The following is a 24651-nucleotide window of genomic DNA, read 5'->3' as shown; positions in this document are numbered from 1 at the left end:
TTGGGAAGTGGAGGCATGGAACGGTTCACGGTCGAGAAGGACGGCCTCTTCGGATTCCTCCACCTTCCGGGGCGGCACGTCGAAGCGTACTCCGGCAAGGCTCTCATCGTGCTCGGCGGCAGCGAGGGCAACGAGAACATCCCGCGCAACCTCGGTGCGCGTTTCGCACGGGAGGGCATCGCGGCGCTCGGCCTGTGCTACTGGAACGTGCCGGGACTCCCCGATGAGCTCATCGAGGTGCCGATCGAGCCAATCGAACGTGCCGTCGCCTATCTCCGGCAGCGTGGCTTTGACCGCGTGGGGATCTACGGCATCTCCAAGGGCGGCGAGCTGGCGCTTCTCGCCGCCTCGCTCATGCCTCAGATCACCTGCGTCGTCGCCATCTCCCCACTCGCCTGCGCCATGCCGGGCATCACCGGCAACAAAAGCCTTGCCGGCAAGGGTCTGAGCGACCGCTCGAGCTGGACCTGGCGCAGCGAGCCCGTGCCCTGCGCGCGGGGCGGCGGGAGGCTCCCCTACCTCGGCATCATCCGCCGTATCGTCACCGAGCGCCAGCTCGACATGCGCTTCGTCTACGAGCGGATCGTCGAGCGCGCGCCCAAGGAGGCCTGGATTGCCGTGGAGCGCATCAACGGGCCCGTCCTTCTCGCCAGCCCCTCGCATGACGCCATGTGGCCGAGCGACGAGGCCTGTCGGATCGTCGAGCAGTGCCTCGCCAAGCACGCCCATCCCTTCGAGATCACGCGACGCTCCTACGAGTACGCGAGCCACATCCTCGTGCCCATGGAGACACCCTCGCTCAAGCTCTTCCGCGTCGAGCGCGCCCACCCCGAAGCATGCCGGCAAAGCCGCGAGGACGCCTTCACCCAGACGCTCGCGTTTCTCGCCCGGTGGTAACGGATGCTTCTACAGCGACGCCTCGTAAGCGTCAATCATCAAGCTCGCCGCTAGGCCGAATACCGCCCCTAGCAGCCTTACCGAACGCGCGGCCTCCATCCCAGTAGAAGCGCGGAGTTGACGATAACGAGCACCGAGCCCGCGTTGTGCACGAGGGCGCCCACCACAGGGTTCAGGACGCCCGAGATGGCGAGCGCGATCGCGATGAACCCCGCTGCCGTGTCGCCCCAGCCGAGATAGGTGATCGTTGCCCCCTCGGCGCGCGTAGCGTCCACGCGCCTCCCCAGCGCGTCCGGTATAGCCAAACCGTGCTCCGCCAGCAGCGCAGCGCTGCCGGCGTACACCGTGCGCCCGCCCACCTCGGCCACTACGCCGCGACCGGGTACCATGGCAAAGGACGTTGGGTCCTTCGGCGCCGCTCCGGCGTGCTCCGTGGCCGCGGCCACGATGGCGCGCCCGAGGGGGTGCTCGGATCGCTTCTCGGCCGCGCCGGCAACCGCGAGCAACGCGTCCTCGCTCACGTCCTTCTCGCCCGCACACACGGCAACCACCTGCGGCTCCCCCGTGGTGAGCGTGCCTGTCTTGTCAAAGCACACGCGCCTGACCTGCGCCAGGCGCTCGAGCGCGTCCCCCTCACGCACCAGAAAGCCGTGCCTGGTGGCGTTGCCGATCGCCGCCATGATGGCCGTGGGTGTGGCGAGCACGAGCGCACACGGGCAAAAGACGACGAGGATGAATGGCGGTGCAGTTCAGATATGCGCGATGAGGCAGGCTTCCAACAACTAAAACTGTGTTGGTCGGCGCGGTTCAGGACGCCGGCGTATCTCCGCACTCAGCAGAATCCTAGGACTCCTTCGTCCGGAACCGTCGGCAACCCTGGACTCCGGCGGAGCAATCTCACATATCCAAACTGCGCCCCCATTATGTCCGTAGTGGCATATTGTGGCTTATATTCGACCGCTCAAGAATGTCCGGAAAGGCATTGGCGGCGTAGAGCGGCACGTTTACCAGCCAGTCCTGTTTCTTCAGCCCGCGCAGCGAGAAGCGCGCAGCACGCCCGAGCCCATAGTCCCGCACGAATGCGGCGAGGCTTCCCCCGGCGATGTTCTCGTCTGCCTTGACCTCAACAGGGACGGGGCACCCCGCAACCTCGAGCAGGAAGTCGACCTCGCCCTTCTTCTGCTTGCCGTCCGCCGACCAGTAGTACGGCACCGCACCGCCCGCCACGAGCTGCTGGCACACGAACTGCTCGGCATAAACGCCCTTGTACTCAGTGAAGAGCCGGTTCCCCTCCACGAGCACGCGAGGCTCGAGCCCCGTCGCCGCGCCCAGAAGTCCGATGTCAAGCAGGTAGAGCTTGAAGTACATCTCGTCGGCATACCCTTTGAGCGGGATCCCCGGTTTGGTCACACGCGGAATCTTAGTAACCAGGCCAGCATCGACAAGCCATGCGACAGCATCTCGATAGTCCCGCCCGCGTCCGCCTTCTCGGACGGATGCATAGCTGAACCGACGAAGGTCGCTCTCCCGCGCAAGCTGAACGGGCACCGAATGCCAGATCTGACGGATGCGTTCCACCTCGAGAGCACTCTCGACGTGCTTCGAGAAGTCATGCTCGTAATCCGCAAGCAGCGTCTGCTGCACCGCCCGTGCCGCCGCAAAATCCCCGGTCTCGCTGTAGCGGCACACCGCCTCGGGCATTCCTCCCACGTAGTAGTAGATGCGCAAAAGATCAGTCAGACGCTCGGAGAAGACGCTGATGAGATCGGCGTCACCCTGGGAAACCGCGTCTGCAAGTGCAGAGTTGCCGATTTCGCGCACGAACTCGTCGAACGAGAGCGGATGCAGATCGAGGTAATCGACCTTCCCGACGGGCCACGACGTGCCGTCCCCATCCTTCTCACGTTCCCGGTTGAGAGCCACGCCGAGGAGGGATCCCGCTGCGACAACAGGCACGTCTGGCCGCTGCTCGCAGAACATCTTCAAAGCGGTGATGGCACGCGGGCACTCCTGAATCTCGTCGAGAAACACGAGCGTTCTACCGTCACGGGGATTGGTTCCCGTCGCCGCGCCGATGATGGTAAGCAAGCGATCCGCATCGAGGCTTCCCGCGAAAGCCCGTTTCATATCCTCGTTCTCCAAGAACACGACGTGGGCAACGGAATCGTAGCGATTCGCCCCAAAAGTAAGGACGAGCCATGTCTTTCCCACCTGACGGGCACCGTTGACAATGAGCGGCTTGCGATGGGGGCTGTCGCTCCAAGCGAGGAGCTTTATCATGGCGTTGCGATACATCCTCGACCTCGATTCTGGCGGATACCGAAATCGGCATTCACCTTATTATGGCGGATACCGAAATCGGTATCAACCAATTTATGGCAGAAGCCGAAATCGGCATTCGCTATCATGACAGAAGCGCAGAGCGAGCCCGTCCGCAGCATCTGCTTCGTCTCGAGGTACCCGATTGGCGAGATGCCGGCGTGGGTGTTTCTTGAACTTTCGTCCTTCGGCGCCTTCGCCGACTTTTACCTCTTCTGCGCAAATCGGTGGGGCGATTCCGGGATGAGGGACGAACATTACATGCTCAGGCGCGCGAACTCGCTGCGAAACGCCGCGGCGCATTCGAGCGCCATCGTGAACGGGCTTGGCTCTCCGTTGGGCGCACCGCAGCTGAGGTACCCGGCACCATTGGCCGCGGCTCTCGGCGAAATCGACGCCTTCCGCATAGGGTGATGCCGAGACGTAAGAGGACCAGATGCCCCGCATCATATCGGATCTTCTGACCTCGCCGAGCACGGTCTCGTAGTCGCCCATCTTGCCGAGTGAACCGCGCCTGGAGGCGATGGCGACAACGGCTTCGTGCAGGGAATCCCGCCAGCCACATTAACCCGTCGCCCGCGAAAGACGTCGAACTAGAGAAAAGGACCTATTTCCCGTCATGGATTGGGTTTACCAGCATGACTAGAGCCCTGGTGTAATTGGCTGGATCACCGTTCCGGGAACCGGTATCGACCTACCTGTCCGCCAAGCTCCTTCTTCAGCTCCAGCCTCGTATCTGACTCGCGCCGCTATAAGCGAAAGCCGAAGAGATGCGTCTTAGCCAAGAAAATAAGGTTGGCCTTATCCTACTGCATAATTCGTGTGTTATAGTTAGATGTCTCTAACTTTTTGGGGGCGATAGCCATGCACGAACGCAAGGACTTCTGGGACAAGAACGCCGGTCGGTACGACCGTTTCATGCGAAACGACCGGGTGGCATATGAGAAGATGTATGGGCTGATCCGGCCGGTGGTGAAAGCAAAAACCGTGCTGGAGGTTGCCACCGGCACGGGGCTTATCGCAAAGAGCATCGTGGATGCGGCGGCGCACATCGAGGCTACGGACGCTTCTGCAAAGATGGTCCTTGAAGCAAAGCGGGGCAATCAATCCGCGAAGCTGCACTTTTCCGCACAAGATATGTTCCGCCTGCCCTATGCACAGAAGTCCTTCGAAGTGGTGATCACGTCCAACGCGCTTCACATAGTGCCGCATCCGGAAAAGGCCCTGCGAGAGATCAGGCGGGTGCTGAAGGACGACGGCGTGCTCATCGCGCCAACCTTCACCCACGCGGGGAACTCGGTTTCCGGCAAGGCAAAAGCCTTTTTCATGAGTATGGCGGGATTCCCCCTCCACAGCAGGTGGACAAGCGAGGAATACCTGCGTTTTCTGCGTCAAAACGGCTGGGCGGTGCAGAAAAGCGCGGTGCTGAAGGTCTCGTTCCCGTTGACCTATGCGGAATGCACGAAATCGGAGGGGCCAGATGTCGTTCTTTGAAAACACCCGCAAGCCCGTGGGCCTCGGCGGAAAACTTATGGTTGCCATGATGAATCTGGGCCACAGCCCTGTGGCGCGGTGGGGACTTCGATTTTTACGACTTGCGCCAAACGCCAAGGTGCTGGATTGCGGCTGCGGCGGCGGGGCGAACATAAAACGGCTGCTGAAAAAATGCCCGCATGGCGTCGTCAAGGGCATCGACTATTCACCCGTCAGCGTGGAGAAGGCTAGAAAGCTCAACCGAATTGCAATTCGGGAGGGGCGTTGCGCCGTTCTGCAAGGCAGCGTGGCGGATATGGCGTTTGAGGATAGCTACTTCGATGCCGCCACGGCCTTTGAGACCGTCTATTTCTGGCCTGATTTGCCCCGATGCTTCCGTGAGGTCTGGCGGACGCTGAAGCCAGGCGGGACAATTCTTATCTGCAACGAGAGCAATGGCGATACGGACAAGGACGAGAGGTGGACGCAGATCATCGGCGGCATGACCATCTACAAGGACATTGAATTAAAGGCGTGTCTGGAGCAGGCGGGCTTTCACGAGGTGCAGATGCGCAAAAAGAAAAAGTGGCTCTGCGTCACGGCGCGGAAGTAAGGGCATCGAGCACGGGCATTTTTGCATCCATCCTGCACATGGCGATAGGCATGACGGTCATAGCAGCTGCGCTGGCGGCAATTTTGACAGTTTTTATTCACTGAGGAAGAAACCTATGAAATGTAAAATTGAGAAAAACACCGTGCAGGAGACGCTGATCCTCCCGCTGTATTCCCGGAAGCTGTGTACGGAGCTGTACCCGAACCTTTACAGGGATGAAACAGCGGTTCGTCTGCTCGACCAGATCGACTACGACTTTTCAGAGGCAGAGAAAAACTCCCGCAGCCTGATGCAGCGCTTTGGTGCGCTGGAGGTGGCCATGCGGCAGGGTGATCTTGCTTTCGAGGTGCGGGATTACCTGAAAGGCCACCCCAATGCGGCGGTGGTCAATCTGGGCTGTGGGCTGGACAACACCGGCAGAACCTGCGACAACGGTAGATGCAAGATCTACAATCTGGACTTCCCGGATGTGATTGCCTTGCGGCAGCAGCTACTGCCCGCCGGGAATCGAGAACAAAATATCCCCTGTGACCTGAAAGACACCGCATGGTTTAGCAAAATCGATGCCTCCGGCGGGGTGGTGTTCTTTGCCTCCGGGGTGTTCTATTACTTTCTGACCCAGCAGGTCCGGGAACTGGTGCGGGGGATGGCGGACGCTTTCCCCGGCGGTGTGCTGGTCTTTGATGCTGCCAATCGGACGGCAGTAAAGATGATCGCAAAAACATGGCTTAAGACTGCAAAAATCAAGGATGTGGGGGCATATTTTGCGGTTTCGGATGCCGCCAAGGAAATCGGCACGTGGAACAGCCGTCTGCAGGTCACAAGTCGCGGCTATATGCTGGGTTACAACGATTTGAGAGACCCTTCTGTTAGCGGCTTTTTCCGGTTTCTCGCAAGGGTCGGTGACAACGGGATGAAAATGCAAATCGTGAAAATAAGATTTTGAGAGTCAAAAAAGAAGCGCATTCACTTTGATGTTGAAGAAGACGGCTTTCACGGCGCGTATTGGGCGTGCAAGGACACACATACAGCAGCGGGCACGGATTCGATTGAAACCGTGCCCGCTATCTGATACTATATTATTTATCGAGCGTATGTTCTATTCCCACTCAGTGCACTGTGTTTTTTACTCTGCTCACTCGTTTTACCTAGTTTACAGTCATCCGAACATGGCAACCCGTTGCGATATGCTGCGACACGGTACCGGGACAGCGCTGGGACAAAAATCGAAACTCAAACGAAACTCGGACGAGGTGAGTTTCGATTTTTGTCCCAGTGGGAAACGGGGCGGGGTTTAAACGGGAGTGTCTGAGGTTTTCCTAGCGTTAGGCGTCAAAGCCAATCATTGCCTGCCGTGGAACAGCCTCCGTTTTTCGTTTTCGATATCGCTTTCAATCGACGATTCCTCTTTTGATAGCCAATTTCTGTGCTTCAAATATGCAATACCTGCGGGCAGCTGATCGGCGATCGAGCCAATCACCTCAATCTCCTTGAGCTTTGCGGGGATAAAGCCTTTTTCGGGGGATCCGCTCATTGAGGCTCGACGGAGATCCAAATGATTAATTGATATCCCGTCTTTGTCGAGTGTCAGAATGAGGGAGATGGCCCTGACTCTCGTCTCGTCGTTGCATTCGGATATGGCCTGGCTAATCATATTGAGGCTATTTACGTCGGCAATCCTTTCACGGACGAGGCGTTCCAGGCGATTCCAGAAGATATCGCTTGAGAGCGCACCTGCATCGCGATTGGGAAACAAGGCTGCTATTTCAAACCTGCCGAGCGGATCACTCAGCACTTCGTCGATTAATGCTTTCAGCAGATTCCAAGCGCGCTCGTCCTGATCGGTCCAAAACGAGCTGATCCTTTGAAGAAGATCATGTCTTTGACGGCAGTCGAGGCTAGAAGCGTACTCTAAAAAGCGGTCGATCATTGAGCTTTCAAGATGCAGGAGGCAGCGCAGGAAAGCAAGGTTATAGTCGAAACGAGGACGCCCTTCAAGCGCGAGAAAATACAGATCGACGGCTGGCGAGGGATTGGATTCGAAACACGAGCTTAGAGCGGAGACGCGTCTTTCGTCTCCGCAGTTGCCGAAAAACCTCCAGATCTCATTAACGTCATTCACGCGTTCGGAGAATCTCGCGGCATAGGCAAGGATATAGCCAGGATGCTCCAATTCGATATTCTCTAGGTTCTTCAAGCTGAGATGCGTCCTGCCGTCATCGAGCCTCGAAAGGATCTCGTCGAGCTCTTGATCGTTTGCCCCGCTCCTTACCGCCAATAAGTCAAGGCAATCAAACAGATCGGGGCGGTCTTCGGCATTGATATTCGCGCTAAGCTCGTTTTTGAGGTTGTTCCTGCCGATGGCTTCAGCAAGAAATTCCAGGGCCTCGGTTGGAATAGGGAGCGTCGATGGCGACGACGCGATCAGATCTGCGATGATATCAGGCGCTGTTTCAGGTGTCATTTTGGCGATCTGCAGCAGAACGCATTCGATGGCCTGTCGTGCCTGCCATTGTCTATCGGGGTTCTCGAGATCTTCGACGAGCTTGGGCAACGCTTCGGTTAATCGCCGTAAAGAGAAATCACCCGAGGAGACTTCATGGCCTTCCTCCAAGCATGTTGCGATATCTTCCCATTCGAGAGCATCGAAAGTGCTTTGACTGAATCTGCTTAGTTCCAGAGGGGCTTCCTGCGCGCACGCCGCATAAATTTTGCTAATCTTCACGCAGCATAGGAGGTCGCTTGTCGTGTCCCCGTTGATGAATGCAGGAAACAAATCCTCGATCCTCGAAAGCACCGAGCGCATGTTCTCGGCACGGTTCGTTTCCGGCTCTTCTCCGTAAAACGAGAAGTGCTGTCGAAAGATTGATTTAGCCCGCTCGCCGAATTCGGTTTCGGTTAGCGCGGAGAGCGCCTGGAAGCAATGGGCGTGGAGCTCGGCTAGCTTCGACGTGAAATTGTAAGTCAGGGTATTGAGCGCGTACGTTAAGCCGTTTTGCCGAACATGCTGGGCCATTGAAGAGAGGTAAGAGCTCGTCAAGACGATTAGGCATGCCGCGATATTGCGGGAATGCGACTGTTGGTATCTTTCGACGAGGGCATCGAGTTTGCTGTTTTCCAAATCGAATCCCGTGCGATCGAGATCGTAAGAGAAAGCGCAGTTCGGCCCGCATGCCCAGTTGTACTCGAACGCTTGCTCGGTGCCTCTTTCTATGCACTCCACGAACAGCTCGAGGGCTGTCTGTGAATGCTCATCCGAGTTCATCAGGGATACGGCAATGTGCAGGGGCATGGACCCGTCCGATGTCGAATTCGCGTCGAGAATTTCTTCCGCCAAGTCAGCGCAGGCAGCGTTTTCGATGCGATTCGAGGCGAAGGCGAGCGCCTGTATGGGGAGGAGCTGATTGAACGCGGTTATGAATTGGTCGGCAATTCGCGCATCCCGATTCTTTATTTCATCCCAAGCTTTCTCGCATTCTCTTCGAAGGTAATCGTACACGCTCGCGCTTCCGCACACTTCAGCCATTGACTTGGCGGCTTTGAGGTACGGCGCATTTGGCATCTCTATGGTGCGCAGGATGAAGTCCGCAAAACTGCCGTTCCCTTCCTTTGCGAAGTGGCGGCATATCAAGAAGTCTCGAAGGTTTTGCTCTTCCATCCTTATGGCTAGCGTGCCATCGGAGGAGGTGAGGGTCGTGACGATTTCCTGGTCGTCCAACTTGGATGCGAGATTCCGGATCTCAGCGTCGTCGCACCCCAGGCCCAAGAGATCCTCGTAGCAAGGGTCTCTTTCAGTAAGGTCGCAGCAGTCGTAGATCGCAAGGGTCTCCGCAAGAAGCTGCTCCCTGTTGGAGTAGTCGGCCAAGGCGCAATTCATATACGCGTTCAAAAGGTCGTACGGTTCTTGGATAGCTTCGAAATTGCCGTCCGCTATGGAGCTTGCTGCCATGATGGCCAAGCGCAGGTTTCCGTTCGCTATTGCCGAGACCCTCTCCCTCAATGCGAGGTTCTTTATTTCGTATTCGGTCTCGAGTATCGCTTCGATGTCTTTTGCAGCCAGGGGGGCGAGCTCGATTTCCTTGTGCCTCAGACAGGCGCTGATTCTTGCGGTCAATTCGTTCCGATGCATCTTTCTGCATGTGAAGACGATTTTTAGCTTGTCTTTCTCCGAGCAAATGCCCAACAGATGCTCAAGGGACAGGTTGCCATTTGCGTCGTCTGCGAGAATGATGATGTTTTCCGACTCCGATAGAATCAGTTCGATGTCTTCATCGAGATTTGCCGAATACTTAGAGTCCAGAATGAGGAAGTCCCAGCGATGTTTTTCGCTGAACGAGAGGCATGCCTCAAGAGCTATCTTGGTTTTCCCTGATCCGGACTGCCCTTGAATCACCACTGCCTTGTTTTGCTCTATTGATTCGATGGCTTCGGCAAGCTCGGATTCCCTGTGTACGAGGGGCTTTGACAGGTCGGTTCGGAAACGAGCGTGCGAGTTGTGCTCGATGAAGCGATCCGGGGCGATAAACGATCCCTTTCCAAGCGGGATGCCCAATACTGTATGTGCTAGCGCAGGGTATTTTCCATCAAGGTCGCTCGCAATTGTCTCTGGCCCGATTATCTCTATCCGTGGGTCGATGGCGCGGACTTCCTCGAGTGCCAGAGGCGAAAGGCGAAAGTATGTGTGGCACAGGACGATTCGATCTATGAGTTGCGGATCGATGCCGGTTTTGCTCTTGTCGAGACAGTCTTTGGCATCATCTAGCAGCTTATCGCGGATGTCGGATTTAGAGGTTGTGTATGCCGCGAAGAGGTAGTGTCCATTCTCTTCCACAGAGTACATGTCCGGCACCCCGCGCGTGGTTTTATCCGTGCCACATTGGGATCCAAATTCGACGATGTTGCTGAGCGAATACCTCCTGTATAGATACTGATTGGCCAGCGTTTGAAAACGCCCGCCCTCGATCTGCCTCAGCTCTTCCTGGATCTGGTTTATTTGGGACATTTTGCTCCTCGCGGTAAATTCGCCCTTTGATTTATCTTTTCCTGCTCTAGTCCGCCCAGCTCAGCAAGCCTTGCAAGCTCGAGGGCCGAGTCGACGACGTCCTCGAAGTCGATCCCCGCCGCATAGGGAGACCCGGCAATGTAAGAAGCCCAGATGCCCTGCATGATGGCGGATTCTCTTACTTCTTCAAGGATGGCTGCGTAATCGGACATCCTGCCGGTCGACCCGCGCTTGGACGTCGTGGCTGCGATCGCTTCGCGTAGCGATCGCCGATCGATGTCTTTCGACTTCAGGCGCAGCAGCGTGTGGATGTCGTAGAAGTCGCGACCGCGCGTGTTCGCGATGCCGCGCGACACCACCGTCTCGAGCTTCTCGGCCAGCACCGTCTCTATCGGGTAGGAGAGGATCCGTACCGAACCCTCCTCGAACATGAGGGGATAGCTGTATTCGATGCGCCCCGGGACGATCTCGTCTCCCGTCGTGATGTCGATCTTGATCGGCGCGTCGATCTTGCCATACCTGGCGCGCAGATGGGCTCTCCAGTTGGCGTACTCGTCGTCTGTGCGGATCGGCTCCAGCCGCTCGAAGGAGTATTCCATTCCGTCGCCGATATCGACAGAACAGATGGATGAGATGGCGGCGCTCACCGTCTCCGCGTCCATATCCATGCCTACTACCGTGGCATCCATATCCATCGTCGTCCTTTGGGCGACGCCTGTCATCGACGAGATGAGCAGTCCTCCCTTCAGGACGAACGTTTCCGCATAGTCGCTCTTCTCGAGCCGCATCAGAAGGCGCTCGAACAGGTACATCTGCAGAAGCTCCTGCGGCTTCAAGCCGCTCTTCTTTGCCATTGCTTTGACCTTGCCCTTGAGGCTCGCATCGCTTCTCGTCATCTGAGCACCTCCAGATACATCCTGAACTCCTCCTCGACGCCGAGCGCCGAACACATCCGCGCGAGGCCCTCGAGGTCGGCGTTGGCCCTCTTGAAATACCCCGTCACCGCATCGCGGACGAGCTGCGGATCGGCTCCGCCGGAGGCCCTCTGGGAGATTAGGTCCGCCACGGCGCGCTCCGCGCAGTACGCCCTCACCATCGCGCCGCCGGGGGATTTCGCCTCGATGATTCCCAGCTCGTAGATATCCTCTTTGACCCTGTGGATCCTCACGTCGGGGTGCTCGCGGGAAAGTCCCCGCGGGTTGTAGCCGTGGGGGACGGTGACGTCGAGCGCGCCGGGAACCCTGTCGGAAAGCCCGGCGAGATAGAGCGCGCTTCCGTGCGAGAGCACACACTTCCTCCACCTGTAGGTGACGGCGGCGAACTCGTCGTCGAACACCTCCGGAGAGCAGTAGACCCCCCTCGTGAGCTTGTCTATGGCGCCCGATTTCAGGGCATGGGAGATGGAACCGGGCAGGAAACCCGCTTCGGTGATCTGCGCCGCGCTAGCCACGCCGCCGGCGTCCCGGACCAGCCTGGCGATTTCCTCGCTTCTCCCCATTGTCCCTCCTTTTCGATTTACAGACACATATTATATCGATATTGTGTCTAATAATCAAAGATGACGAACCGGGTCATTTCTCTCTTCATCCAATGTTACTTCCCGTTGCTTGCCGCAACGGCCCGCTGCTGCCGATAATGAGGCCAATCGAAGGAAGGAGACCGCAATGCTGAGCGAGAACATCCGATCGATCCGCGAATCGCGTGGCCTCTCCCAAGAAGAGCTGGCAATCAAGTTGAACGTCGTCCGACAGACCGTCTCCAAATGGGAGCGCGACCTTTCGGTTCCCGACTCCGATATGCTCATCTCGATTGTTGATGTGCAATAAGAAATAGCCCAAGCGTGCATCGCGATCCGAGCACCGCGTGCATCTGAAAATGAGCAGTTCGTGCAAGTTGGGCCGTGCCCTCATATCCGGGGGCACGGCCCTCGTCGTATGGTTTTCCCGGGCGCGAACTTTGGCGAGGCTCGCCCGGGAAGGATGGAGGAGATGACCGTGCCCCTGGATATGAGAAATGATATACGCGAGATGGAGGCTGCAGGCGTCAGCAGAAGCGAGATCGCTAGGAAACCGCGCCTTCGCCGCAACACCGTCGCGAAGTACGCCGACATGGAGGATATGTCCCCTGCCGCGCCCGTGGTCGCCGAAAGACAACACCCGGCCATTGACGCATATGCCGAAGCCATCGACTCGATGCTCGCATCCGACCTCGGGGCACCGAGGAAGCAGCGCCATACCGCAAAGAGAATCTACGACAGGATCGTCGAGGAACATGGTTACAGGGGCTCCTACTCCTCTGTCCAGCGCTACGTCCGGGCATGGCGGCGGGCCCGCACCACGGGCACGGGCGACGGCTACCTCGAGCTCGAGCGGGCGCCCGGCGCCGCACAGGTCGACTTCGGCAACTTCGAGGCCGACATTGCCGGCGAGAGGACGCACCTGAGACTGCTCGTGCTGACGCTTCCGCACTCCAACGCGCGCTACGCCGTCGCGTGCCGCTCGCAGAGGTCCGAGTGCATGTGCGCAGCCCTCTCGGAGATATTCGGCTGGATCGGGAGGGCGCCTTCGGTCCTCGTGCTTGACGACGCCACCGAGGCCGGCAGACGCGTGCGCGGGGAGGTGAGCGAGTCGCACCCGTTCTCGCTGTTCCGCGCGCACTACCGGGCGGCAAGCCGCTACTGCAACCCTTATTCGGGCAACGAGAAGGGCTCCGTGGAGAGCGCCGTGGGGCTCCTCGGGCGCAACCTCTTGGTGCCGGTGCCCTGCGTGGGCTCCGTCGCGGAACCGAGCGCCCTTCTGCATGCGGGCCGCGATCGCCTGAACGAGGAGGGGCGCGCCCGCGACGGGCGGGCGACCAGCGCGGCGCTTGCCGAGGACGCCGCATCAATGCACGTCCTGCCAGGCGTCCCCTTCGATGCCGTGCGCTGGGTAAGCGCGCGTGCGGACAAGCGCGGCACCGTCACCGTGGACGGACGCGGCTATCTGGCCGGCCCGGCTTGGCGCTCGCGAGAGCTCGTCGTCGGCCTGAGGGCGGACACCGTCGAGATCCTCGCTGACCGCGGTCGCAGGGTCGCGATGCTGCCCCGCGCGCACGGGGAGGGCCCGACGGTGAGAGGCCCGCTCTCCCTCGTGCCAGCGCTCGTCGCCCGTCCCCGCGCCTTCGGGGAGTCCGTCATCAGGCGCGACATGCCGGCGGGGCTCGTGCGGGCGATCGACGCGCTGGACGCGGCCGGCAGGAGGAAGGCGCTGCGGGCCATCGGGCGCGCCTCCGCCCCATCGGGCTTTGCCGCCGCGTGCGCCGCGGCGCAAAGGGTCCTCGAGGGGGGGGCGCATCCCGGACGACGCCACCGTCGACGTGCTGGCGCGAAGGATCGCCGCGGGCGGACCGGGCTTCGCGGGAGGGGCCGACCTCACGGTCTACGACGGCTTCCTGAGGGGCGGTGAGGCGGATGCCCGCTAGCGAGGAGCTCGCAAAGAGGGTGCTGGAAGCGGGAAGATGCCGTTCCCTCACGAAGGCGGTGCTCGAGGGGTGGGCGCGGGCGGGATCCCCGAAGCAGGTCGAGTACCCGGCGGCCTACCTCGAGGCCGAGCGCGCGAGCAGGGAAGCACCCAAGCGCGCCTCGCTGCTGAGGCGCTGCGCGCTCCCGGCGCCCAAGACCTTCGACGGCTACGACTGGTCGGCGGTCTCGTGGCCCGACGGCCTGGGCAGGGAGGACCTGCTCTCGATCTCCTTCCTGGAGGGGCGCGAGGATCTGGTGCTGATGGGGGATGTCGGGACGGGCAAGACGCACATGGCGAGCGCCCTGTGCCAGCTCGCTTGCGACAGACGGATGGAGGCTCGCTTCTTCACCGCCTCCTCGCTCGTCATGCGCCTCAGGCGCGCACGCGACGAGGGCAGGCTCGACCGCGAGATGGCGCAGGTCGCCCGCGCCCGCCTGCTCGTGGCCGGCGAGCTCGGGTTCCTGCCACTCGACGCCGACGGGGCGCGCCTCGTCTTCCAGGTCTTCGCCGACGCCTACGAGCGCCGGAGCGTGGTCATCACGACCAACCTGGAGTTCTCCCGCTGGGGAGGGGTGTTCGGGGACGACCAGATGGCTGCGGCCGTCATCGACCGCATCGTGCACCACGGCAGGCTCGTCCAGTTCAGAGGCGAGTCCTACCGCGTGAAGCATGCCCTTATGCGGGAGGGGTAGGTGCTCAGAAGTCGTGCGCAAGAACCATGCTCAAACTGCTCAAAAACCGATGCTCTTTTTGCTCAAAACCTGTTGACAAAACACAGCGCATAGCACGCCATCCCACGAAGCGGTTGGTTCGAGTAAGAGCAAGTCCGAGTGGTCAGAGCGGGGACCGACCCCACCTCGGCCAGGCGTTGAGCCGATTGAACGAAATCCAGATAACAACCCAAAAACGACGAGCCGAGGCCGGCGGATGCCGGTTATTCCTCGTGCGCGCAGCCTGTCACGGGCCCCGCTTTCCCCGCAAGAGCCGCGATGCTTTTCCAGCTTCTTTCGGGCTCGGCCACCCCCGCTCAGAGCGACGCCGGCGAAGCTCCCCCGAAACAACCGGTCGGCTGCGCCTCCCTGCCGAAAAACCAACGGCTACGCCTTCGCCCCCCAAAGCCCCCATGCATTCCTCACCTTGAACCTCCCGCGATTTCTATTGAGCAATTTCGCCGTATGCGGCATTTTTTCTCAATAGCAGAGGATAAACCCTGGCCTATTCAGGACATTTTTCTGGTCATGTTCTCACTGTTGTCCAGATTAATGTCCAGAATCGATCCGCCCGTCCCGCAGCAACTCGACCCGAGAGGAAATCTCCTCCCGAACAGCGGCCGCAAGCTCCTCGCAGCGCCTCATCTCCTCGACAAGGCGCCTGTGCGCACCCCAGTACGCACTCCACAGATCCTCATCGACCGATGCCTCTAAGTCGATTCTCACCGGATGAAATCTCCGCTCGTAGTCGGCTAGCCTTTCAGCCCTATCCTTGATATCCCCCACACCCCGCGACGCGGGCGACAACGGCGACGGACCGAACATCCACTCCCTCCAGGGCTTGTTGCCCTTCGACTGGTTGCACTTCCCACACGCAGGAACGAGGTTGTGAATCTCCGAGATGTAGCCCGTTGGACGCTTACGTCGCACGATGGCGTTGAGATGGTCCCACTCAGTTGCGGGATCACCGCAATAGGCACAGCGCACATCCGATGCATCCATGCCGAGAACCTCGAGCGCAAGGGCAATTTCACCGTCACTAGGCATAATTGCGGGAATGATCCCGTTTACAAATGAGTTGGTGATGCTGGATGTCCGACCGGTTATCTTAACCGGTGTCGGCATCCTGAACGCATTGGAAAGGGCGCTCTTCGTCAACGGCACCTCCAAAACAAAATGGGACTGCAGAAATGACGCAGCCCCAGTTACCTGTTATTATATTACAATTACGAACATATATTCGCTATTCCCACTCGATCGTCGCGGGGGGCTTCGACGTGATGTCATACGCGACGCGGTTCACGCCCGGCACCTCCGCCACGATACGACTGGAAATCCGCGCCAGAACATCGTACGGCAGCTTCGCCCAGTCCGCAGTCATGGCGTCGCTCGACTCGACGGCGCGCAAGATCACAGGCCGCGCGTAGGTACGTTCGTCGCCCATCACACCAACCGACCGGATGTCCGGCAGCACGCAGAAGTACTGCCAGCAGCTATGCTCGCTGTTGCGCTCGCCGGTCTCCTCGAACAGACGCTGGTTGTACGCGTCGAGCTCCTCACGCACGATCGCGTCGGCGTCCTTCAGGATGCTGAGCTTCTCGGGATCCACAGCACCGATGATGCGAATCGCCAGGCCCGGCCCCGGGAAGGGTTGACGGTACACGATGTGCTCCGGCAGACCCAGCGCCAGACCAAGCTCTCGCACCTCGTCCTTGAAGAAGTGGTCCAAGGGCTCGATCAGGTCGAAATGCACGCCCTCGGGGAACGGGATCAGGTTGTGGTGGCTCTTGATGGTCGACGCCTTGCCGCCCGTCTTGCGTGCGCCGCTCTCGATGATGTCAGGATAGATGGTGCCCTGCGCCAGGTACTTCACCGGGCGCCCGTCCTCCTCGAGCTGCTTCGCCACGGCGAAGAACTCATTCCAGAACTGCGTGCCGATGATGCGGCGCTTCTGCTCGGGGTCGGTCACGCCGGCCAAGAGCTCAGCATAGCGGCCCTCGGCATGCACGTGGATGAAGTCCACATCGAACTGCTTCGTGAAGACCTCCTCCACCTGCTCGGGCTCGCCCTTACGCAAAAGCCCGTGATTCACGAACACGCAGGTCATCTGCTTGCCGATGGCGCGCGCGCCGAGCGCCGCCACCACGGAGGAGTCCACGCCGCCGGAAAGCGCCAGGATCACGCGATCATCGCCCACCTGCTCGCGAATCTCGGCCACCTTCTGCTCGACCAGGTTGTCCATGGTCCAGTCCTCAACCAAACCGCAGACTCCGAACAGGAAGTTCTTGAGAATCTGCTGGCCATGCTCCGTATGGCGCACCTCGGGGTGGAACTGCGTGGAATAGAGCTTCCTCTCGGGGCACTCCATCGCCGCCACGGGGCACACATCGGTCCTGCCCGTCACGACGAAACCCTCCGGAACGCGGCTCACCGCGTCGCGATGGCTCATCCATACGGTCTGCTCCATGGGCGTGCCCTTGAAGAGCGCAGACTCGTTATCGCAGGCAAGCGTCGCCGGCCCGTATTCGCCCACCTCTGAATGAGCGACCTCACCGCCGAGCGTCACCGCCATGATCTGATGGCCATAGCAGAATCCCAGCACCGGAACACCCAGCTCGAAGATGCCGGCATCGATGGAAGGAGCATCTTCGGCATACACGCTTGCCGGACCGCCGGAAAGGATGATGGCCGAGGGAGCCATCTCGGCAACCTCCGCCGCGGAGATATCGCACGGCACAATTTCCGAATACACATGCAAATCGCGCACGCGCCGAGCGATGAGCTGCCCGTACTGCGCGCCGAAATCGAACACCAACACCTTCTGATTGGATTGGTCGAACCCGTTCTGAGCCACAGGCTGTCCTTTCTCGCAGAGGTCGGGCACCCGCCCGTACGCGCCATCATGCGCGTCTTTCGCATACCCATCCATCATACACGTTGCCCGAGCCACCCCAAGACGGCATACGACCGTTCCAGAAAAGGCCCCTACGCCCGCCGCGATTCCTCCAGCAGCCGCTCGTACTTCTCGAGCGAGGTGTTGGCCACAAGCTCCTCCGGGAACCCCGTGTCTTCAAGAGCGGCCAGCGCCTCGCCAAACTGCCCCACGCCACTCGTGTGGTGCGCATCGGTGCCCACCACCACGGGGGTCTCGTACCGCATGCAGAGGCGGAGAATCTCGCGGATGTTCTCCGCCGTGTTCAGGCGGTACGGAACGGTGCGCACCGAGGAATTGTTGACCTCGATGAGCACGTGGTTCTCTTTGGCCGCCCGCACGAACCGCTCGAAATCAATGGGAATGAACCCGTCGTCCGGGTGCCCGATGATGTTCACGTACGGGTTCTCCATGGCGCGCAGGTACGCACGGGTATTCTCCTCGCAGGTACCCGCCTTGGTGCACATAGTATGGAAGCTCGCGATCACCACGTGCTGGCGAGCCAGGATGTCTTCGGGCATATCGACGCGGCCGTCGAAATCCATGATGTTGAGCTCCACGCCGTAGAACATGCGCACACCCGAGAGTTCGCGCGGCAACTTGCCGTACCCCATGAAATGGAGCATGGGCGTCCAGTTGATGAGTTCGGGCGCGTGGTCGGTGATGGCCAAGCCTTCGAGCCCCGCGCGCGCGGCGGCGGCAGCCATCTCGTCCACGGTAGAAAAGCCGTCGGGGCTTGCAAGCGTATGGGTATGGGAATCGACAACGAGCTGCATGGAAACTCCTTTACTAAACAATGGCGGCGCACCCCGGAGCGCGGCCAAGCGAAGCGCTCGGACCGAGGCCGCCGCGCAGGCATCCGGAACGCGGCGCCCGCGCTACCCGAGCAGCATGTCGCCGAGCACATCGCCACCATCATACGTCACCGCGCAGGCACGCACGATACGGCGATCCCGCACATCGTACACGTTGTATCCGCTCAGTCGCCGGAAGCGCACCGCGCGCACGGGCGCCCCGCCCGCCGGGCGTACGTCGCACGGATCTGCCTGAAACGAGGTGGCATCGGCGGTATGGTACTCCACGCCTTCGTAGACACGGTGCGCCTGATGGTGCGTGTGCCCGTTGAGCACCGCGACACCCGGGCGCCTGAGCAGCTCGAGGAGCTCCACCGCACCGGGCAATGCCGGCATATCCGTCTGGCTCGGGTCCATATGATGGTGCGTGCAAACGAGGGCCATCTGCCCCCGCGACGCCGCCGTCTCGAGCTCCCCGCGAAGCCACGCCAGGCGCTCAGCGTCAACATAGCCGTCCGCATGCCCAGGCTCGCTCGTATCGAACGAGATGAGGCGCGACCCCGCGACCTCACACGTATAGAGCAGCGGCTCGCCACCCAAACCGGAAAGCGCCCCGGGCCACCCCGCGCGCAGTGACGCGCGGTCGTCGTGATTGCCCGGTGTCACGATGCAGGGCACCACGGCACCCAAGACCTCGCGGCATACACGATGAACGGCCTCGCCCACCGCACGATACGCCGCCGCACCGCCGCGCTCCACGAAGTCGCCCGTCAGCACGATGGCGCCAACGCGCTCGCCCGCGTCGTCCGCGGCCAGGCCCTCGCGCAGGCACGCCTCGAATGCGGGAAGCACGTCGCCCAAGCGGTCAACCATAGCGGGGTAGAACTCCGCCGCGGGCAACGAGAGCGGGCGGTCGCCCACCTCGGCAACCGCCCCATGCGCGTTATCCCCGCAGCCGTCCGCTCCCCTGCGAGCATCCTTCGCCCCAAGCGAATAATGGATGTCCGACAGATGCAAAACGCGCATGAACCACCTCGCTATACCCTAGGAAAACGCTGATGTATCTACCAGAGCCGGCCGCAATTGCAGTTTTTGGGCACTTGCCCGCGCGAGCCTCGGGTAGAACCGCAACAACCCAGAGGTCGTCGGCCCTCTGAGCTGCGCTTTCTTCTGCTGGCTACCTTCTTGTACTTGCCCGTGACGCCCAGAAGTGCCCAAAAGTTGCAATCGCGAACGTGAGGGCACCGCCGGGGCCAAGTATCAACGGTTCTCTAGCGCAACCGCTTGCGGATGGCTCCGCCCAAAAGGTCGATCGCGAACACGGCCACCACCACGCCGATGAGGATGATGCTCACCGTTGCCCAATTGCGCGCCTGAATGGCAAAGATGAGGGGCGCGCCGATGCCGCCGGCGCCTACCAGGCCAAGCGTGGACGCAGAACGGACCGCGATCTCAAAGTGGTTGAGCGAAAGCGACGAGAAGATGGGCATGAGCTGCGGCAGGCGCGCGTAGAAAAGCGACTGCCAGAAGTTGCCGCCCACCGCGCGCACAGCCTCAACGGGTGCCTCGTCCATAGCCTCGATCTGCTCGGTAAAGAGCTTGCCGAGCATGCCGATCTGATGCACGCCGATGGCGAGCGCGCCGGCAAACGGACCGGGCCCCACCACGCGCACGAAGATGATGGCATACACAAGCTCGGGGAACGCGCGCAACACATTGCACACGAACTTGCCCACACGCGGCACCACAGGGTTGTGCCAAAGGGTGCGCGAGCTCACGAGCGCAAAGGGGATGGCGAGCACCGTCGCGATCGCCGTGCCCAGAAACGCGATGCCTATGGTGAGCAAAAGAAGGCTGATCAGGTCCTCGCCGGAGCCGTCGTAGACATACCCCCAATCAGGGCTGAGCAACCCGCGCAGCGCCTCGAGTGCGAGCGAGGGGTTGAAGGTCGCGAGCCCGGAATAGTCGAGCCCGATTGCAGACCATGCCACCACGGCCACCACCACGACCGAGATCGCGATGGTACGCGCGCGCTCGGATGCAAACAGCCCGCGGCGCGCGGGCGCAGTCGTCTCACTCATGCGAGCCTCCTTCTCACCGCTTCGCTCAGAAAGTCAACCACGGCAACCACGACGAAGATCATGAGAATGATCACCGACACGCGGTCGTAGCGCAGCAGTCCGAGCGACGAGTTCAAGATAACGCCGATGCCGCCGGCGCCCACATAGCCCAGCACCGTCGAGGCGCGCACGTTAATCTCGAACGCATAGAACAGATAGCTCGCGAGCTGGCTCATGACCTGGGGAGCAATCGACCAGAACGCAATCTGCACGCGCGTGGCACCCACGGCTTCCGCGGCCTCGATGGGCCCCTCGTCCACCGTCTCGATGGTCTCGAAGATGAGCTGCGAGACCACACCGAGCGTGAAGACGGCGATGGTAATCACACCGGAGAACTCACCGATTCCCACGATCGCCACGGTAAGCGCGGCAAGCAACAGGTTGGGAATGGTGCGAACGACATCGAGAATGAAGCGGAAGATGGCCGTGACCACCTGGTTGCGCGTCACCACCGTCGTGGCGAGAAACGCCAGCGGAACCGCGACCGCAAAGCCGATCACCGTGCCCAGGACAGACATCTTGATGGTGCGGATCATCGGGTCGATGAGCGTGGGGATGTAGGAGAAGTCCGGCTGCATGAAGCGCTCGAGGAATGCGGTGACCTGTGGACCACCCTGGATGACCTCGGCAAAGTCTGCATCGGTCACCGTTGCGCTCGCGACCACGCACGCGACGAGCACCAGCACCACGAACAGGTTCTTGTACCAGTCGAAATGTACGGTCTCGGAGATCTTCATCAGGCGGCCGCCCCCTTCGCCTCGCGCTCGGCAGCGTCCTTGTCGTAAATCTCGGCGAGGCGCTCCTCGGTGAGCTCGTCGGGCGTGCCGTCGAACACGAGGCGCCCGGCGCGCAACGCGATGATGCGGGTAGAGAACTGGCGGGCCAGCTCGACCGAGTGGATGTTCACCACGACGGTCTTGCCCTCCTCCTTGTTGATGCGCTCCAGGTCCTTAAGAACGGTCTGCGTAGTTACCGGGTCGAGCGAGGCCACCGGCTCGTCGGCGAGGATGATGTCGGCTCGCTGCACGAGCGCACGGGCGATGGAGACGCGCTGCTGCTGGCCGCCGGAGAGCTCATCCGAGCGCGAGTGCAGCTTGTCGAGGAGGCCGACGGTAGCGAGCGCCTTCTCGGTGTTCTTGTAGTCCTCTTCGGTAAAGAGCCCGAAGATGCTCTTGAAGGTGGAGTAATAGCCCAAGCGTCCGGATAGCACATTCTTCTGCACCGTCGAGCGCTTCACCAGGTTGAAGCTTTGCGAAATCATGCCGATCCGACGGCGAATGCGCCGGAGCTCGCGCTTGTCGGCGCGCGTGATGGAGGTGCCGTCGACGACGACCTCGCCCTCCGTCACGTCATTCAGGCGGTTGATGGAGCGCAGAAGCGTTGACTTGCCCGCACCGGAAAGGCCGATGATGGAGACGAACTCGCCGTCGCCGATCGTCAGCTGGATATGGTCCAGGCCGCGCGTACCGTTGCCGTACACCTTGGACACGTCTTTGAATTCGATCATAGTTCCCCTCTTCATGGCATGGAATGCGCGCAAGCACGCGGGTCGGCGCGCGATACAACCGCCGGGCCGCGCCGCATCGACTCATGGGGGCGATCCGGCAGGGCCCGTCAACGCAGAGCGTGCCCGCAACCGATAGAAAAGCGCCCGGCTGGGAGCGAACTCCCGGCCGGGCACGCCTTGCAAACCGGAAGCGCGGGCGCGGCTGAGCTACGCGGAAGCCTTCTCCGTGTACTCCTCGATGGTGTCGTAGGCAGACTCGTCGACCTCGGTGTAGCCCAGGTGGCTCCACATGGACATGGCCTCGGCGCCCTCCTCGTCATTCGCCATGTTGAGGAAGGTCTCCTTGATCTTGTCCTTCATGTCCTGGTCCATATCGGGCTGGACGGCGATGGCGTCGTTGGGGATATCGCCCTCGGTAAGGTAGAGCACACGGAGGTCGGCGAACAGGTCGTTATCGGGGAAGCTGTTCGCGAAGACGTTGCGCGCGCCCTCGAACACGAAGCAGGCATCCTGCTGGCCGTTGAGCACGGCGGTGATCTCGGACGGAATGTCGTTCACCGTGGTGAGCGTGCACTCGGTCACAGGATCGACGCCGGCGTCCTTGAGCTCGGCCACGGGATAGATGTAGCCGGACGCGGAGTTCGCAGAGAGCGTGGCGATCTTCTTGCCCTTGAGGTCGGTGAGCTCCTGCATGTCGCTATCAGAGCGCACGAGGATCTCGCCCTTGAAGGTGCCGGTGAGCTCGCCCTCGATGGGAAGGCCGGTCTCGCGGTCATAGGCACCGAGCTCGGAGGTGAGCAGGGCCTCCGCGCAACCCTGGTTGCGCGCCATGACGTAGGCGGCCGGCGGCATGATGCCGAGCTGCACCTGGCCGGAGGCCATGGCCTCGACGATGGTGGTGTAGTCGGTCGCAAGGGTCACGTTGGTCTCGACGCCAAGCTTCTCGGTGAGGTAATCGGCGAAGGGCTTGGCCTTTGCCTCAAGGCTGCCGTCGTTGTTGGTAGGCACGAACTGGACCTCGAGCGAGGTAATCTCGGCCGCAGCGCTGCTGCCGCCGTCGCCGTTGCCGCCGCAACCAGAGAGCGCGGCAACGGAACCGAGCGCAAGGGCGCCGGTGAGAACGCTGCGACGGCTCACGGCGGTGTTGAGCATTTCGAACTTGGACATGATTCCTGCCTTCCATAACACCAGGACTTCATAAGACACGATACTCACGATACCATCACCCGAGCGCCCGCAGAGCGCAGAATGCCGACCCCTGACCGAAGGATTACATCCGTTTACCGAATAATTCGTCCAACTGCCTTCGATGGGAACTATGGGGGATTTCCGTGCGGGGCGCAAGAAACGGGTACGCTTGTAGGGAAACGGCCACAGGAAAGCAGGTTCGAGCCAATGAAACGAATCCTTCTCATCGCCACCGGAGGCACCATCGCCTCCGCAGAAGACGGGCACGGTCTCTCCCCCGCCCTCACCGGTGCCGAGCTCGCCGCATGCGTGCCCGAGGTCGAGAGCCTGTGTGAGCTCGAGATCTTGCAGCTCATGAATATCGACAGCACCAACATGCGCCCCGCGGACTGGCTCCGCATCGCGGGCGCCATCGAAGAGCGCTACACCGCTTTCGACGGGTTCCTCATCCTGCACGGGACCGACACCATGGCCTACACCGCCGCAGCGCTCTCGTACCTCATCCAAGGAAGCGCGAAGCCCATCGTGCTTACCGGCTCGCAGCGTCCCATGACGAGCTCGTTTACCGATGCGAAGCTCAACCTCTACCAGAGCTTGCTCTATGCGCTCGACGACGCGTCGTACGATGTGACGATTGTGTTCGGCGGCATCGCCATTGCCGGAACGCGCGCCCGCAAGCAGCGAACCATGAGCTCGAATGCCTTTACCAGCGTGAACTTCCCGCCGCTCGCCTACATTCGCAACGATCGCATCGTACGCGCAGTCGCGGCTGGAGCAACCCCGGGGGCAGATGCAGCCCTGGCCGAGGCTCCGCTTCCCCCGGTCTTCCGCACGCTCAACGACCGCGTCGCTGTGCTCAAGCTCACTCCGGGACTGAGCCCGCACCTCTTCCGAGCGCTTAAGGCCGATTACGATGCCCTTATCCTCGAGATCTATGGGCTTGGCGGCATACCGGACTACGGAACCTGTGGCCCCTCGTTCAAGGAGGCTATCTTCGACTGGGTAGACTCCGGGCGGAGCATCGTGCTCACGACACAGGTGCCGGAAGAAGGACTCGACCTCGGCGTGTACGAGGTGGGACGCACCTATGCGGAGCATCCGGGCATTCTGCGCGGAGGCGACATGTCGACCGAGGCGATCGTTGCCAAGATGATGTGGGCGCTCGGCCAGACCCGCGATCCGCTCGACCTCGAGCAGCTCTTTTACCATCCCATCAACCACGATCGGCAGATGTAGCGAAGGCCCCTGGCGCAGGCCCCCTGGCGCACGCCATCATACTTGGGCGCCGCCGTGCCACAGCAATGGGATGCCGCGGCATCGGTGTGCCGAAAGCCTGGGCGTCTAAGCTCTGCGGCGGCGGAAGCCGTGCGCCGGCTTCAATCCCTCGGCTCCGCCAACAACAGCTCCGGTGCCACATCCAGGCTATCCGCGAGGCGCTGCAATTCTTTTAGCGTGATATTCGCCGTACCGCTCTCGATCCGATTGAGATACGGCCGGCTTATGCCTGCCATCAGGCAGAAAGCGGTCTTACCAAGCCCCTGCTCCTCGCGCAGGCGGCTCACGTTACTACCAACGATCTGTCCCAATGGTTCGCTC

The 24651-nt window shown here is 60.9% G+C and carries 22 protein-coding genes; 8 read left to right on the top strand and 14 right to left on the bottom strand.

Annotated elements, in window-relative coordinates; genetic code table 11:
• Window positions 1-15: 15 nt before the first annotated feature.
• Window positions 16-897 carry an acyl-CoA thioester hydrolase/BAAT C-terminal domain-containing protein gene (locus tag HGEM_RS08375; protein ID WP_019128981.1) on the top strand — a complete coding sequence of 294 codons (882 nt, stop codon included), beginning with the start codon at window positions 16-18 and terminating at the stop codon, window positions 895-897.
• Window positions 898-974: 77 nt separating this feature from the next.
• Here the strand turns inward: HGEM_RS08375 and HGEM_RS08370 are convergent, their stop codons facing one another.
• Together HGEM_RS08370 and HGEM_RS08365 are read right to left on the bottom strand one after the other, a co-directional pair.
• Window positions 975-1601, bottom strand: a complete 627-nt coding sequence (locus HGEM_RS08370) for an HAD family hydrolase (RefSeq protein WP_230197251.1) — start codon at window positions 1599-1601, stop codon at window positions 975-977.
• 217 nt (window positions 1602-1818) lie between these two features.
• Window positions 1819-3177 carry an ATP-binding protein gene (locus tag HGEM_RS08365; protein ID WP_230197250.1) on the bottom strand — a complete coding sequence of 453 codons (1359 nt, stop codon included), beginning with the start codon at window positions 3175-3177 and terminating at the stop codon, window positions 1819-1821.
• Between the two features lie 903 nt (window positions 3178-4080).
• Here HGEM_RS08365 and HGEM_RS08355 point away from each other — a divergent pair.
• From HGEM_RS08355 to HGEM_RS08345, 3 genes are all read left to right on the top strand, one after another.
• Window positions 4081-4710, top strand: a complete 630-nt coding sequence (locus tag HGEM_RS08355) for a class I SAM-dependent methyltransferase (RefSeq protein ID WP_019128977.1) — start codon at window positions 4081-4083, stop codon at window positions 4708-4710.
• On the top strand, window positions 4697-5302 hold the full coding sequence (locus HGEM_RS08350) for a class I SAM-dependent methyltransferase (protein ID WP_019128976.1): 606 nt from the start codon (window positions 4697-4699) through the stop codon (window positions 5300-5302). The genes HGEM_RS08355 and HGEM_RS08350 overlap by 14 nt, the downstream gene beginning before the upstream one ends.
• A 115-nt stretch (window positions 5303-5417) precedes the next feature.
• On the top strand, window positions 5418-6248 hold the full coding sequence (locus HGEM_RS08345; protein WP_019128975.1) for a class I SAM-dependent methyltransferase: 831 nt from the start codon (window positions 5418-5420) through the stop codon (window positions 6246-6248).
• Between the two features lie 396 nt (window positions 6249-6644).
• Here the strand turns inward: HGEM_RS08345 and HGEM_RS08340 are convergent, their stop codons facing one another.
• The 3 genes from HGEM_RS08340 to HGEM_RS08330 are packed head-to-tail and all read right to left on the bottom strand — an operon-like array spanning window position 6645 to window position 11802.
• Entirely contained in the window at window positions 6645-10304 is a 3660-nt protein-coding gene (locus HGEM_RS08340; RefSeq protein ID WP_019128974.1) for a P-loop NTPase, read from the bottom strand.
• Window positions 10292-11200 (bottom strand): nucleotidyl transferase AbiEii/AbiGii toxin family protein, encoded by a 909-nt coding sequence (locus HGEM_RS08335; protein ID WP_019128973.1) that lies wholly within the window; start codon window positions 11198-11200, stop codon window positions 10292-10294. Before HGEM_RS08335 ends, HGEM_RS08340 begins: the two co-directional genes overlap by 13 nt.
• Entirely contained in the window at window positions 11197-11802 is a 606-nt protein-coding gene (locus HGEM_RS08330) for a type IV toxin-antitoxin system AbiEi family antitoxin domain-containing protein (RefSeq protein ID WP_019128972.1), read from the bottom strand. Before HGEM_RS08330 ends, HGEM_RS08335 begins: the two co-directional genes overlap by 4 nt.
• Before the next feature lie 166 nt (window positions 11803-11968).
• Between HGEM_RS08330 and HGEM_RS10090 the strand changes: the two genes are divergently transcribed.
• From HGEM_RS10090 to istB, 3 genes are all read left to right on the top strand, one after another.
• Entirely contained in the window at window positions 11969-12130 is a 162-nt protein-coding gene (locus HGEM_RS10090) for a helix-turn-helix domain-containing protein (protein ID WP_019128971.1), read from the top strand.
• Window positions 12131-12283: 153 nt separating this feature from the next.
• A complete protein-coding gene (istA, locus tag HGEM_RS08325) occupies window positions 12284-13747 on the top strand; it encodes an IS21 family transposase (RefSeq protein WP_195891253.1) in 1464 nt (487 codons plus the stop codon).
• Window positions 13748-13752: 5 nt separating this feature from the next.
• Window positions 13753-14496, top strand: coding sequence for an IS21-like element helper ATPase IstB (istB, locus tag HGEM_RS08320; RefSeq protein ID WP_019128970.1), 744 nt, complete (start codon window positions 13753-13755; stop codon window positions 14494-14496).
• Window positions 14497-15063: 567 nt separating this feature from the next.
• On the opposite strand, the gene HGEM_RS08315 is transcribed toward istB, so the two are convergent.
• The 8 genes from HGEM_RS08315 to HGEM_RS08280 all read right to left on the bottom strand — a co-directional run bounded on the left by HGEM_RS08315 (window position 15064) and on the right by HGEM_RS08280 (window position 23034).
• The gene (locus HGEM_RS08315; RefSeq protein ID WP_230197249.1) at window positions 15064-15516 is read right to left on the bottom strand and encodes an HNH endonuclease signature motif containing protein; all 453 of its coding nucleotides are present in this window, start codon (window positions 15514-15516) and stop codon (window positions 15064-15066) included.
• A gap of 241 nt (window positions 15517-15757) precedes the next feature.
• Entirely contained in the window at window positions 15758-17368 is a 1611-nt protein-coding gene (gene guaA / locus HGEM_RS08310) for a glutamine-hydrolyzing GMP synthase (RefSeq protein ID WP_019128968.1), read from the bottom strand.
• Between the two features lie 131 nt (window positions 17369-17499).
• Window positions 17500-18222 (bottom strand): phosphatase, encoded by a 723-nt coding sequence (locus HGEM_RS08305; RefSeq protein WP_019128967.1) that lies wholly within the window; start codon window positions 18220-18222, stop codon window positions 17500-17502.
• A gap of 102 nt (window positions 18223-18324) precedes the next feature.
• Window positions 18325-19266, bottom strand: a complete 942-nt coding sequence (locus HGEM_RS08300; protein WP_019128966.1) for a metallophosphoesterase family protein — start codon at window positions 19264-19266, stop codon at window positions 18325-18327.
• Between the two features lie 245 nt (window positions 19267-19511).
• Window positions 19512-20321 (bottom strand): phosphonate ABC transporter, permease protein PhnE, encoded by an 810-nt coding sequence (phnE, locus tag HGEM_RS08295; protein WP_019128965.1) that lies wholly within the window; start codon window positions 20319-20321, stop codon window positions 19512-19514.
• Window positions 20318-21097 carry a phosphonate ABC transporter, permease protein PhnE gene (gene phnE, locus HGEM_RS08290; RefSeq protein WP_019128964.1) on the bottom strand — a complete coding sequence of 260 codons (780 nt, stop codon included), beginning with the start codon at window positions 21095-21097 and terminating at the stop codon, window positions 20318-20320. The genes phnE (HGEM_RS08295) and phnE (HGEM_RS08290) overlap by 4 nt, the downstream gene beginning before the upstream one ends.
• Window positions 21097-21867: a phosphonate ABC transporter ATP-binding protein gene (phnC, locus tag HGEM_RS08285; RefSeq protein ID WP_019128963.1), complete on the bottom strand. Its 771-nt coding sequence runs from the start codon at window positions 21865-21867 to the stop codon at window positions 21097-21099. Before phnC ends, phnE (HGEM_RS08290) begins: the two co-directional genes overlap by 1 nt.
• 207 nt (window positions 21868-22074) lie before the next feature.
• Window positions 22075-23034, bottom strand: coding sequence for a phosphate/phosphite/phosphonate ABC transporter substrate-binding protein (locus HGEM_RS08280; protein WP_019128962.1), 960 nt, complete (start codon window positions 23032-23034; stop codon window positions 22075-22077).
• A 228-nt stretch (window positions 23035-23262) separates the two neighbouring features.
• Between HGEM_RS08280 and HGEM_RS08275 the strand changes: the two genes are divergently transcribed.
• The gene (locus HGEM_RS08275) at window positions 23263-24291 is read left to right on the top strand and encodes an asparaginase (protein ID WP_019128961.1); all 1029 of its coding nucleotides are present in this window, start codon (window positions 23263-23265) and stop codon (window positions 24289-24291) included.
• Window positions 24292-24431: 140 nt separating this feature from the next.
• On the opposite strand, the gene HGEM_RS08270 is transcribed toward HGEM_RS08275, so the two are convergent.
• On the bottom strand, window positions 24432-24641 hold the full coding sequence (locus HGEM_RS08270; RefSeq protein ID WP_019128960.1) for a helix-turn-helix domain-containing protein: 210 nt from the start codon (window positions 24639-24641) through the stop codon (window positions 24432-24434).
• Between the last annotated feature and the right edge of the window lie 10 nt (window positions 24642-24651).

Source organism: Enorma massiliensis phI, from assembly GCF_000311845.1.
GTDB lineage: Bacteria > Actinomycetota > Coriobacteriia > Coriobacteriales > Coriobacteriaceae > Enorma > Enorma massiliensis.
Note: the sequence above shows the minus strand (reverse complement) of the source record. Positions and strands in the feature narration are given on the sequence as shown.